Below are 10,943 nucleotides of genomic sequence, written 5' to 3'. Positions count from 1 at the left end.
AAAAAGCTATGGAACACTGGAAAAAGAAATTGGGCGCAATCTGTTTGATGCTATTCCTTCTGGTGCCGGGTACGGCCACCGCTGTAGTCATACCCAAGGACCTGCCGACCATTGAAGCGCTGATAGCCCTGCACAAGTGCATCAAGAAGGACGAGGACCAGGCACTGGGCAGAGTGGCCACCAGTTTCGGGGAGCAGTCAATGGTCACCAAAGGCGCCAACAAGTTCAACGAAGTGCGGACCGCGCTAAACACCAAGATGAGCAATGCCCATTCGTACCTGGTACTGGCCGGAGCCATTTCCTCCACCGCCAACTCGCTCTACATGCTGGTCAAGGAGTACAAGGACTTTACCTCCAACACTTTCAAGCATGTCAAGAAGAAGCCCTTTGTGGGATGGTATTATGCCGATGCCAACGTGGCGATAGCCCGGGAAGTGAAGCACTGCTACAAGCTCTACGCTTCCGTGGCCGCTTCGGGCATCAACCTGATGAAGGCTTCCATGGACGAGAAGCTGAACCTGGTGATGACGCTCAAAGCCACCATCGACAAGGCCCGTTACATCGTGGACAATGCGAACCTCTACTGCTTTCTCATTACCGACTGCGGCTGGAAGCCCGACTACATCTGGGAAATACTCAACTCCAACGTGAAGGACGAGATAGCAAATCGTGTCATCAATCAATGGAACAAAGGATATGTCAGCTAAAGCAATCATCACAGGCATCATCGCACTGATGCTGATGGGGTGTCCCTATAGCGGACATGCCCAGCGTCCAACCAAGGACAAGGAAAAGGCCCGGCAGTGGCAGTCCATGGAGAACGGTCCATGGGATTTCGCACCGGACTGGTACTACTTCCTGTTGCACAAGAAATACTCGGGCGCGGAAATGTACTGGAAGTGGGCAGGATTTCAATCCGGCTTCCGGGTACGTTTCAAGGAGCACAAATCCAACGTGAAACGCATCATGCCCACCCGGGTAACTGCGGAAGAGACCCAGCGGCAGAAAATCAAGAAGGTGGAGGAAGAGCGGCAGAAGATGGAGGAACTCTATCAGGAGGAACTGCTCCGCGAGGCAGACCGCAACGTTGACCTGATGTTCCCTTCCTACAAGGACGAGTTCAACCGGATGCAGGACTGCATCACCGACGGACTGCTCTACTGCATGCAGAAAAGCAAGGGCAAGCTCCAGTACCAGGTGGACGAACTGAGCCGCCAGAATGAAATCCTCTGTGCCGACATCGCCTACATCCACAAGATGGGAGTCGGCTACGGACTGGAGAATGCCAAGCGGCAGAAGGCTTACGAGGAAGCCCGGCAGAAGATGGAAGAACTGGTCAAACGGACCGCCAACCTCTGCGCGGTGGCTTCCACGCATTATTAAAAGGAATATGTAACGAAAATAGAATGAAAATATGAATCTACTGTTAGTACCATTAACCATCGGATTGCCTGCCATTGACGAGAGTCTGGACAAGCTGCTGGTCGCCATGGAAACCTTTCCCAATGTGGCGGTGCTGGGTGATGCCATCGGACTGGCACGCATCCTCGGCCTGTTGCTGGCGCTCTGTGTAGGCTCCTACGAATGCTGGATGATGATGCTCGGGCGGCGCGGCATGGACGTGATGAAACTCCTGCGCATCATCGGCATTTCCATCTGTATCTCTTCTTCCTCGTGGATCTGTCAGGCCCTGCAGGTTCCCGGCAAAGGACTGGAAACCGCTACCAAGGCCATGGCAAAAGCCAAGAACAAGGAAGTGGCCGCTTTCGAGTTGAAGGTGGCGCAGAAACAGAGTGAATACCTCGACCGGCTGAGAGCCGTACAGGACTCCATTTCCACCGCCCAGCAGGTAGCCGCCATCGGACAGGATGCTGCCTGGTGGGACAAACTCATCTACAACGTGGAGAATCTGGGCAACACCATCAACAACTATGCCCAGCGGGCAGCCGTGGCGGCTGAAACCAAGATGAGCGAATGGATCAACGATGTCATCCGTTTTGTGGGGGAACTGATATTCCAGATGTCCTACTACGGCATTCTGGTGGCGCAGCGCATCTTCATGGCCATCCTGATGATTTTCTGTCCCATCATGTTCGCCCTGTCCCTGGCGCCGCCCTGGAATTCGGCCTGGAGCCAGTGGATGTCGAAGTTCCTTTCCCTCTCGCTGTGGGGCTTCGTCACTTATATGTGTATCTACTACATCGACTTCATTCTGCTCTATAACCTGCAGCAGGACCTCATAGCTTACAACCACCTGCTTCATGGTTCGGTAAACTCCTGGGAACAGATTGGCGCACTGGGACTGCAGGGCATCGGCTCCAACTGCATGTATGCCATGGGAATGCTGGTGGGTGCCTATATCATCCGCTTTGTGCCCGAAGTGGCTTCGTGGCTGATTCCGGGCGGTGTCAGCTCCGGTGCAGGTTCAGCAGCCGGCAGTACCGTGATGGGCATGACAGCGATGGCAGGAGGTATGGCAGGAAGTGTGGTCGGCTCTGCAGCCGGCGGTGCCGCTTCTTTGGTCAGACCGAGCAAATCCAAGAACAGCAACAACAAGAAGTAATCACTCAAACCATTCCCTATGCTTATAGAATCCTTAGCACAGAAAACGAAACTCGCCCTGATGACGGTGCTGGCCACGATAGGTGGCTGCACCCTCATCTGCGGGTTCACCGTCTGGTGCTGCATCTCGCTCGTGACAAAAGAACGGGAGCAGATTTACATACTGGACGGTGACATTCCCTTCCTGGCACAGCGTGCCCAGCTGGAAGCGAACTTCACGATGGAAGCCAAGGCGCATATCCAGCTCTTCCATCAGTATTTCTTTAACCTGCCTCCCGACAACGACTACATCAAGTGGACGGTCGGCAAGGCAATGTATATGGCAGATGGTACTGCCCTCAAGCAGAAGCAGGCATTGGATGAGAACGGATTTTACTCTGATATCATCTCTTCTTCAGCGGTGTGTACCATCATGTGTGACTCCATTCAGTTCGACGAACATGAACGGAAATTTACCTACTACGGAACGCAGCTCATCAAGCGCCGTACTCGGGACCTGAAACGCTCCATGGTCACTACAGGCTACATCGAATCAGTTCCCCGTACCCGGAACAATCCGCACGGTCTGATGATTACGAATTGGAGGACGCTGGAGAACAAAGATTTAGATTACTAACCTATAGAGAATAAGTACCCCATGAAATCATTCAGAAAGACACTTCAGGAAAGCAGGCTCAAGACGCATCACCTGATACGCTCCTGGCTGCAACCCAAGTTGGGAGCCGTCGGCACCAGGTATCGTCTGGCAGGACGCATCCGTTTGGCCAACATCTGGGCAAGGAAGCATCCCAGACGCACCTTTGCTTATGTCACCGGTTCGCTGTTTTTCCTGCTGGTAAGTACCGTTTTAATAGATGGTGTCGGACAGCAAAATAATCGTGAGCCGGATGTCAGCAGTATTGCCCAGTTGGAACCCGTGTTTGCTGGGTTCCGCACCATTCAGGCAAACAAGAGCATCCATCGTTCCACGCTGACAGAGTTGACCCATGAAGGGCAGCTGATCCGGGAGGAACTGGACTCGCTCATTGCGATACCACGTAAAAGCCATCAGGACTCCATCCACATCGTACAAAGTTACAACCGGCTGGAATCCATCGTCAAATCACTTCAAAACAATGACCATCCATGATCAGAAAAATCAATTTCAAACAGCCCAAGTACATCTTCCCGTTGGTGGTGTTCATTCCCCTGTGTGCCCTGGTGTACTTTGTGATGCAGACGTTCGGGGGCGGCGAAGATGCCCAGCAGACGGTTGCCACCGACCGCATCAATACGGAACTGCCGCAAGCCAATGCGGAGGAAGCCGGAGACAAGATGTATGAGATGTCGCGCCGTTTCGGGGACGAGGATGCCTTTACCGCCGTCGGTGCCATCGGAGAAGAACAGAAAAAAGCCGAAGAATTGGAGCACGGCTACAGCGAAGACGAACTCAACAAGCTGGATGCAGCGGAAGCGGAACGCATCCGTCAGCAGCAGGAAATGGAGGAACTGGAAAGGTCGTTGGCCGAATCCAGAAGACATATCAATTCCTTTGCATACGGGGACAATGCTCCTTCCGGAAATAGGTCTGGTAATGGAAGCAGAACCGCTTCATCAACAGCTACTGATGGCTATACCTCACAAGATGACTTCGCTAAAGACCTGGAAGAAATCCAACGCAGGAGTTACGAACGTCAGAAGGCCATTGAAAGCGGGTTGGGTATCGGGCGCTTTGACCGGGATGAACAGGCAGAGAAGCAGCGGAAGGACTCCATTGCAAGGGTCCGTCAGGCTGAAAAGGAACGCAACCGCCCAAAGCTTGTCATCAAGTCCGGTGATACCAATGCGGAGAAGTTCCACACAGTGACCTCACCTGATGATGTAGCGGAAGCCAAGCTCATTCGGGCGATGATTGACCAAACTACCAAAGCCAAGGAAGGTACTCGTTTACGCTTCAAACTTTTGGATGACATTACTGTCAGCAATACCAAGTTGAAGAAAGGCACCTACCTGTATGGGACAGTGACAGGCTTTGGACAGCAGCGAGTGAAGGCTACCATTACCAGTATTCTGGTCGGTGATAAGTTCATTAACGTGAAACTTTCTGTGTTCGATAATGACGGCATGGAAGGGTTCTATGTACCGGAAAGTTCTTTCCGTGAGTTCGTGAAGGATGCCAGCTCCAGTGCCGTGCAACAGAACATCAGTTTTGAATCGGAGGATGGCTACGGTTCCGGTATTTCCGGTGAAGCCCTGGCACTTCAAGCCTTGCAAAATGTCTATAACTCAGCTTCTTCGGCCATCTCGTCCAACATCCGCAAGAACAAGGCGAAAATCAAGTACAACACGATTGTCTATCTGATTAACTCGGAGGAAGCAAGGTAAAAGGTCAAGAATGAAAATAGGTAAACTATCTTACTAATCACAGAGTAAGTAAGGTTACAAGCAATAGAGTAAGCAAGTTTACAAGTAACGGAATCAACAAATAATCAAATCAGTAAATCATAAGAATTACCTAATATGAAAGCGAAATTATTTTTACTTTTCTTCGGTCTTCTCGGTATGGTCGTACAGGCTGCAGCCAAGGAGAAGATCTACGTGAACAGTGAGGTCACAACCCACATCGTTATGCCCGAGAACATCAAATTGGTGGACATCTCCACGACCAAGATTATGGGCAACCAGTGCGCCGACAACATGGTGCGCATCAAGCCTTATCTGGAGCCAGACTCCATTAAAACCTCCTTTGACGAGAATGAATTGCTGGGTACTATCACCCTGATTGGAGAGCGCCATATCGCTCAGTATGACGTGGTTTATACCCGTTATCCCAATATGGCAGCCTCCATCTTTGAGGTAGCTTACAGCGATACCCAGTCCTATATCAACCCCGAGGTATCGATGCCCAAGGCCGAAATGGTGCGCTATGCGTGGGCGGTGTATGGCAGCAAGCGCAAGTACAATCAGGTGGTGTCGAATGCCCACGGTATGAAGGCCATCGTCAACAACATCTATACTATCGGGGACTATTTCTTTATTGATTATTCTTTACAGAACAAGACGAAGATTGCCTACGACATTGAGGAACTTCGCGTGAAGCTGACGGACAAGAAAGAGACGAAAGCCACCAACTCGCAGACCATTGAACTGACACCGGTTTACTCATTGAATCCGGTCAAGAAGTTCAAGAAGAATTACCGCAATGTGCTGGTGATTGAGAAACTGACCTTCCCGGATGAGAAGGTACTCCGACTGGAAATCTCAGAGAACCAAATCAGTGGCCGTGTCATTACGCTCACCATTGAATACGAAGACATCCTCAATGCCGATGGCTTTGATTCGGACATTCTGAAGAATTCTTCATGCTATCCGTACTATTACATTTACCGCTAAAACCTACCCGATATGAAGAAAATTTTAATGATCATCTGTTGTGCGTTTGCCGTTCTTTCAGCATCCGCACAGGACAAGAAACTCACGCTGAATGCAGGTTTCCTGTTCCCGAATACCTTGAATGCGATGATTGGTTACGAGTATCCGTTGAGCTATGGCAATGCCGTGGAAATCTACGGTGAAGTGGGGAACCATTGGCAGAAACCCACCTGTTGCCGATTTTGGAAGGGTTACTACTGGGATGGCGGATTGGTCTATAAGCAGCGACTGGTTCGTTACAAGAACGGCATGCTCCGCTTCCGTCTCGGTCCTCAGTTCGGTGCCACCCAGAAGAAGTTCTTCCTCGGTGTGGAAGCCGGCTTTGAATACAGCTATGTATTTCAGAACGGCTGGGAGTTTTCGCTGATCCAGAAGAACAACGTCAACTTCTTGCATGGAGATACTTTCCGCAACGGACTCTTAGTGGGTGTAAAGATTCCGTTCTGATTATCGTTTAACGTGTATTTTAAATGCAATAACAATGGCATTCGAAGAAACCCGGGAACAGCAACAGATGTACAACTACTTCCGCAGTTGCATCTACATCTTTCTCATCATCGAGATTGTGATGAATCTTCCCATCACGGCGGATAACCGTGTCACGCAGTTTATCCTGGACCTTCTGGCCCGCTTCAAGGTGTTCAACTCCGTGTCGGGCTGCAAGGTGGCAGAACTGATTTGCATCTGTGTAGTCTGTATCGGAACCAAGGCAAAGAAGGCGCTGAAGTTCAACGTCAAGACAATGGTCATCTATCCGGTGCTGGCGGGATTGACATTGGTCGGCATGTGCTTTATCTTTCACGGCATGAATGTCGGCATGAGCTGGTTCGGCTTCCCGGCCAACCGCATCCTCTATGCGCTCTGTTCGGTCGTAGGTACCATGCTGGTGCATCAGGGACTGGACGGCATTGCCAAGTACTACAACTACAAGGTAGGTGAAGACCGCTTCAACTTTGAGAACGAATCGTTCCAGCAGTCGGAGGCTCTGGTAGCCAATGACTATTCGGTGAACATCCCGATGATTTACTACTGGAAGCAGAAGATGCACAAGGGCTGGATCAACATTATCAATCCCTTCCGTGGAACGATTGTATTGGGTACGCCGGGTTCGGGTAAGTCTTTCGGCATCATCGATCCCTTTATCCGGCAGCACGCTGCCAAGGGATTTGCTATCATGTGCTACGATTTTAAGTTTCCTACATTGGCCAAGACACTTTTCTATCAGTATTGCAAGAACCGCAAGGCTGGTAAACTGCCACAAAACTGTGGCTTTCGCATTATCAACTTTACGGACGTGGAGTATTCCGACCGCATCAATCCGATTCAGCGCAAGTACATTCCGGACTTGGCGGCAGCTTCGGAAACCGCTGCTACCTTGCTGGCTTCCTTAAACAAGGGAGGCGGTGAAAAGAAGGGCGGTTCGGAAGCCTTCTTCACCAACTCGGCAGAGAACTTCCTGGCAGCCATCATCTATTTCTTTGTGAACTTCCATCCGGTAGGCTTCAAGAATGGCAAGAAGCTGAAACGCTATGTTTCTCTGGCACCAGACTCCGAAGTGGTCATACCCGAGGGAAATAAACTGGAACTGGTGATACGGAACTGGGACGATTACCATGCACTCGATACAAAGGGAAACATCATCCTGGACTTTGTGGACAAAGACGGAAACGATGTGTCAACGGATGAAGACCGAATGTTTGTGGATTTAAACGGCTTCTCGTATTTGGACCGGACGGGCAAACAAGTTCACATAGAACGCTGCTGGTACGAAGATGATAAAGGCAAGGAAGTAGAGCCGGACACCATCACCGGGGAGTTCTCGGACATGCCGCATGTGCTTTCTTTCTTAGGCAGGTCCTACGACCAGGTGTTCAACATTCTCATGCAGGACGACAAGATTGCTTCCCTCATGGCTCCCTTCAAGAGTGCCTACGAGAACAAGGCGAACGACCAGTTGGAAGGTATGGTGGGTACCCTTCGTGTCAATGCAGCCCGGCTGGTATCTCCGGAAGCCTACTGGGTGTTTACGGGGGACGACTTCGACTTGAAGATTTCTGACAAGGCAAATCCAAGTTATCTCGTGATTGCCAACGACCCGGAGAAGGAACAGGTCATCGGTTCATTGAATGCACTGGTGCTGAACCGACTGATTACCCGAGTAAACTCAAAAGGCAATATCCCGGTGAGCATCATTGTGGATGAGCTGCCTACACTCTATTTCCATAAGATTGACCGCTTGATTGGTACGGCCCGCTCCAACAAGGTGGCGGTGACCCTGGGCTTTCAGGAGCTGCCACAGCTGGAGGCTGACTACGGCAAGGTAGGCATGCAGAAGATTATCACGACCTGCGGTAACATCTTCATGGGTGCTGCCCGTAACAAGGAAACCCTGGAATGGGCGCAGAATGATGTGTTTGGCAAGGCGAAGCAGACTTCCCGGTCCATCTCCATCAACGACAACAAGGTATCGACCACCATCTCCGAAAAGATGGACTACCTGGTGCCTGCTGCCAAGATTGCGGATATGGCGACCGGTTGGCTGGCGGGTCAGGCTGCCCGTGACTTCACGGCTACGGACGAGCGGATGCTGAACCACTTCGACATTGAGCAGTCGGAGGAGTTCAAGACCACGAAGTACTTCTGCAAGACGCACTTCGACATGAAGAAGATTAAGGACGAAGAGGACCACTATGTACCGCTGCCGAAAATCTATGAGTTCAAGAACGACCGCGAGAAGGAAATCATGCTGAACCGCAACTTCAAACGGGTGAACGATGAAGTGGAGAAAATGGTCAAGGAACTGCTGGGTATGGCATAAATGATTAGTATAATGGCATCCTTACAATCAGCATATAAACATTCAAGCCTTTTGCCTCCATTGAGTGGTAGCGCACTGAAGGTCATTGCCGTTCTTTCGATGGTGGCAGATCATAGTGCCTACTACTTGATGGAGCACGGCACACTTCTTTATGAGGTCATGCGCTGCTTCGGTCGCATTGCTTTTCCAGTGTTCGCCTTCCTCATAGCTGAAGGCTTCCGGTATACCCGAAACCGGATGAAGTACTTCCTGCTGCTGCTCGGGTTTGCCGTAGTCAGTGAAGTGCCTTGGTACTTGCTGAACGGAGCGGACGGAACGCACAATGTACTCTTCACCCTGGCATTGGGTGTATTGGCTTTGGCTGCGATGGAAGCATTTAAAAAGGATGGCATCCTTTGTGGGGCTGTCATCCTTTCTATTGCTTGTTTCGCCACTTGGTCCGGAGTGGACTATGAGTGGCGGGGGATTCTGATGATGGTGGTGTTTTACCTGTTGGGAAATGTCTGCAATCCTTCTTTTCCCTCCGGTAGAAAGGCGCAGTTGTTCTGTGCCTTTCCGCTGATGATGCACTATGGGATAGTCGGGGCTTTGCTGGCATGTCTGGTGATTTCCAGCTATGATGGAACACGAGGGTTTATCTATGGCAAGGTGGCGAAGTATGGGTTCTATGCGTTCTATCCGGTGCATCTGCTCTGTTTAGTAGGATACATCGTTCTCTTTCCATAAGCCATTCATTCAAGTTTCCAGACAAAGCAGTTGCCGCTTGATTTCCAGACCACCTCCATATCCTGTCAGTTTACGATTGCTACCAATCACCCGGTGGCAAGGAACGATGACGGAGAGAGGATTGGCATTGTTGGCATTGGCTACTGCACGGACGGCAGCAGGTTTTCCGATACGGCAAGCCAACTCCTTATAGGTCTGGGTGCTTCCGTAGGGAATCTGTAATAATTCTTTCCATACACTCCGTTGGAAATCAGTTCCGGAAAGCAAAAGAGGCATTTGGAATGTAATTCTCTTTCCTGCAAAATATTCTTCCAGTTGGGATTGGGCTGTTTCAATTATCTCGCTTGTTCCTTCCAAATAGGTCGCAGAAAGTCTGGTCTGCAGCCGTTCGTCCATCCGTCGGCCATGTTCAGCTGTTGTGCGCCAGTTACACAAGCAGAGCCTGTCTTCAAAAGAACCCAGCAGCAATACCCCTATAGGTGAGGCATAAGGCTTGACTATAATTACTCGTTCTGTTCTCATATCCGTTTTGTTAGAAAAAGGAACCAGCCCATTCCACAATTTTTACAGCAGCCAATACCATGGCATAGATAAGTCCGCAGAGAATCACGATGAGAAAAGCCATACCGACCGCTTTCCGGTCTATCTCCTGCATGATGGCTCTGTCGCCCTCCACATATCCCTTTATCATGGCCGCATTTCTGGTAAATGCCCGTTTGAAGACATCACCGACTACTCCTATATAAGGAATGATACCGATAAGTACATCCAGAAGGATGTTGCAGACAATGGCCAGTGTCAGGGGAATGCTTTTCAGTTTGACAATGCTCAGATAAAGATAAGGCACTGCTAAAACCGAAGTCAGCGCATCACCGAAGCCGGGCAACACCAGACCAATCAATGGATCCAACAAGCGCCGGTCCATCCATAGGGCTATCGCATGCACCAGCTTGTACGATACCGAGTTCCGGATTATTTCCTGCTTCTCATTCGTCATCATCAGGATTGGGTTTTCTTTTCTTTACGCAGTTCCTTGTTGATACTTTGTACAATACTCTCGTTCAGCAGATGCTTGACTTCATCACTGTCCTTGGCATACTGTCCGGTAAGCTGGTAAGTTTCTTGAATGGCCGCCTTTCGCAGTTCTTTGACGATGCCTCCTTCAGGAATGAGCCTTTCACTTTGCCAGTATTCCACCACCCGGTTGACCATGGCAGAGCGGAGTGCCTTTCTGGTTTCCGCACTCAGTTTCTTGAATGGAAGTTCCTGTACACATTCCGTTTCACCGGGAATAAGCGGACAATCATTGACGGTATCATATTGTGGTCCGAAAGCCATGTAATCCTCCCACAGACCGAAGTCTTTCTCTATTTCCACAAAGGAAGCCGTCTCTACCTTCTTTTTGTGTTTCTTCTTAGCCATATCG

The 10,943-nt window shown here is 50.3% G+C and carries 13 protein-coding genes; 10 read left to right on the top strand and 3 right to left on the bottom strand.

What is annotated here, in order from left to right; translation table 11 throughout:
- The first annotated feature begins 8 nt into the window (after nucleotides 1–8).
- The 10 genes from ACESTD_RS05710 to ACESTD_RS05665 all read left to right on the top strand — a co-directional run bounded on the left by ACESTD_RS05710 (nucleotide 9) and on the right by ACESTD_RS05665 (nucleotide 9,517).
- The gene (locus tag ACESTD_RS05710) at nucleotides 9–707 is read left to right on the top strand and encodes a hypothetical protein (RefSeq protein WP_005938442.1); all 699 of its coding nucleotides are present in this window, start codon (nucleotides 9–11) and stop codon (nucleotides 705–707) included.
- Between the two features lie 28 nt (nucleotides 708–735).
- A complete protein-coding gene (locus ACESTD_RS05705; RefSeq protein WP_372588037.1) occupies nucleotides 736–1,383 on the top strand; it encodes a DUF5045 domain-containing protein in 648 nt (215 codons plus the stop codon).
- 31 nt (nucleotides 1,384–1,414) lie between these two features.
- Nucleotides 1,415–2,563 carry a hypothetical protein gene (locus tag ACESTD_RS05700; protein ID WP_005938439.1) on the top strand — a complete coding sequence of 383 codons (1,149 nt, stop codon included), beginning with the start codon at nucleotides 1,415–1,417 and terminating at the stop codon, nucleotides 2,561–2,563.
- A gap of 18 nt (nucleotides 2,564–2,581) precedes the next feature.
- Nucleotides 2,582–3,178, top strand: coding sequence for a conjugative transposon protein TraK (gene traK, locus ACESTD_RS05695; RefSeq protein ID WP_005938437.1), 597 nt, complete (start codon nucleotides 2,582–2,584; stop codon nucleotides 3,176–3,178).
- A 21-nt stretch (nucleotides 3,179–3,199) separates the two neighbouring features.
- Nucleotides 3,200–3,691 carry a hypothetical protein gene (locus ACESTD_RS05690; protein WP_005938435.1) on the top strand — a complete coding sequence of 164 codons (492 nt, stop codon included), beginning with the start codon at nucleotides 3,200–3,202 and terminating at the stop codon, nucleotides 3,689–3,691.
- A complete protein-coding gene (traM, locus tag ACESTD_RS05685) occupies nucleotides 3,691–4,926 on the top strand; it encodes a conjugative transposon protein TraM (protein WP_025066792.1) in 1,236 nt (411 codons plus the stop codon). Before ACESTD_RS05690 ends, traM begins: the two co-directional genes overlap by 1 nt.
- A 135-nt stretch (nucleotides 4,927–5,061) precedes the next feature.
- Complete coding sequence (gene traN, locus ACESTD_RS05680) at nucleotides 5,062–5,934, top strand: conjugative transposon protein TraN (protein ID WP_005938431.1); 873 nt, start codon at nucleotides 5,062–5,064, stop codon at nucleotides 5,932–5,934.
- Between the two features lie 12 nt (nucleotides 5,935–5,946).
- Nucleotides 5,947–6,420: a hypothetical protein gene (locus tag ACESTD_RS05675; RefSeq protein WP_005938429.1), complete on the top strand. Its 474-nt coding sequence runs from the start codon at nucleotides 5,947–5,949 to the stop codon at nucleotides 6,418–6,420.
- A 34-nt stretch (nucleotides 6,421–6,454) separates the two neighbouring features.
- Nucleotides 6,455–8,791, top strand: coding sequence for a type IV secretory system conjugative DNA transfer family protein (locus tag ACESTD_RS05670; protein WP_005938427.1), 2,337 nt, complete (start codon nucleotides 6,455–6,457; stop codon nucleotides 8,789–8,791).
- 12 nt (nucleotides 8,792–8,803) lie between these two features.
- Nucleotides 8,804–9,517: a TraX family protein gene (locus ACESTD_RS05665; protein WP_005938423.1), complete on the top strand. Its 714-nt coding sequence runs from the start codon at nucleotides 8,804–8,806 to the stop codon at nucleotides 9,515–9,517.
- 9 nt (nucleotides 9,518–9,526) lie between these two features.
- Here ACESTD_RS05665 and ACESTD_RS05660 read toward each other — a convergent pair whose 3' ends face one another.
- Genes ACESTD_RS05660 through ACESTD_RS05650 form a run of 3 tightly spaced genes read right to left on the bottom strand, consistent with a single transcriptional unit; the run spans nucleotide 9,527 to nucleotide 10,939 of the window.
- Nucleotides 9,527–10,039, bottom strand: coding sequence for a methylated-DNA--[protein]-cysteine S-methyltransferase (locus ACESTD_RS05660; RefSeq protein WP_005938420.1), 513 nt, complete (start codon nucleotides 10,037–10,039; stop codon nucleotides 9,527–9,529).
- Nucleotides 10,040–10,049: 10 nt separating this feature from the next.
- Nucleotides 10,050–10,517 carry a DUF4112 domain-containing protein gene (locus ACESTD_RS05655; RefSeq protein ID WP_005938417.1) on the bottom strand — a complete coding sequence of 156 codons (468 nt, stop codon included), beginning with the start codon at nucleotides 10,515–10,517 and terminating at the stop codon, nucleotides 10,050–10,052.
- The gene (locus ACESTD_RS05650) at nucleotides 10,517–10,939 is read right to left on the bottom strand and encodes a hypothetical protein (RefSeq protein WP_005938415.1); all 423 of its coding nucleotides are present in this window, start codon (nucleotides 10,937–10,939) and stop codon (nucleotides 10,517–10,519) included. Before ACESTD_RS05650 ends, ACESTD_RS05655 begins: the two co-directional genes overlap by 1 nt.
- Nucleotides 10,940–10,943: the final 4 nt, after the last annotated feature.

The sequence above is a fragment of the Bacteroides sp. AR20 genome, assembly GCF_964250605.1.
GTDB lineage: Bacteria > Bacteroidota > Bacteroidia > Bacteroidales > Bacteroidaceae > Bacteroides > Bacteroides uniformis.
The sequence above is the reverse complement of the archived record's forward strand: the minus strand, read 5'-3'. Positions and strand labels throughout refer to the sequence as shown.

What these genes read in the sequence shown, in the direction of transcription:
- ACESTD_RS05670 (WP_005938427.1), top strand. Translation starts at nt 6,455, where the DNA reads ATGGCATTCGAAGAAACCCGGGAACAGCAACAGATGTACAACTACTTC.
- traK (WP_005938437.1), top strand. Translation starts at nt 2,582, where the DNA reads ATGCTTATAGAATCCTTAGCACAGAAAACGAAACTCGCCCTGATGACG.
- ACESTD_RS05705 (WP_372588037.1), top strand. Translation starts at nt 736, where the DNA reads ATGCTGATGGGGTGTCCCTATAGCGGACATGCCCAGCGTCCAACCAAG.
- ACESTD_RS05710 (WP_005938442.1), top strand. Translation starts at nt 9, where the DNA reads ATGGAACACTGGAAAAAGAAATTGGGCGCAATCTGTTTGATGCTATTC.
- ACESTD_RS05690 (WP_005938435.1), top strand. Translation starts at nt 3,200, where the DNA reads ATGAAATCATTCAGAAAGACACTTCAGGAAAGCAGGCTCAAGACGCAT.
- ACESTD_RS05665 (WP_005938423.1), top strand. Translation starts at nt 8,804, where the DNA reads ATGGCATCCTTACAATCAGCATATAAACATTCAAGCCTTTTGCCTCCA.
- ACESTD_RS05650 (WP_005938415.1), bottom strand. Translation starts at nt 10,939, where the DNA reads ATGGCTAAGAAGAAACACAAAAAGAAGGTAGAGACGGCTTCCTTTGTG.
- ACESTD_RS05660 (WP_005938420.1), bottom strand. Translation starts at nt 10,039, where the DNA reads ATGAGAACAGAACGAGTAATTATAGTCAAGCCTTATGCCTCACCTATA.
- ACESTD_RS05655 (WP_005938417.1), bottom strand. Translation starts at nt 10,517, where the DNA reads ATGATGACGAATGAGAAGCAGGAAATAATCCGGAACTCGGTATCGTAC.
- ACESTD_RS05700 (WP_005938439.1), top strand. Translation starts at nt 1,415, where the DNA reads ATGAATCTACTGTTAGTACCATTAACCATCGGATTGCCTGCCATTGAC.
- ACESTD_RS05675 (WP_005938429.1), top strand. Translation starts at nt 5,947, where the DNA reads ATGAAGAAAATTTTAATGATCATCTGTTGTGCGTTTGCCGTTCTTTCA.
- traN (WP_005938431.1), top strand. Translation starts at nt 5,062, where the DNA reads ATGAAAGCGAAATTATTTTTACTTTTCTTCGGTCTTCTCGGTATGGTC.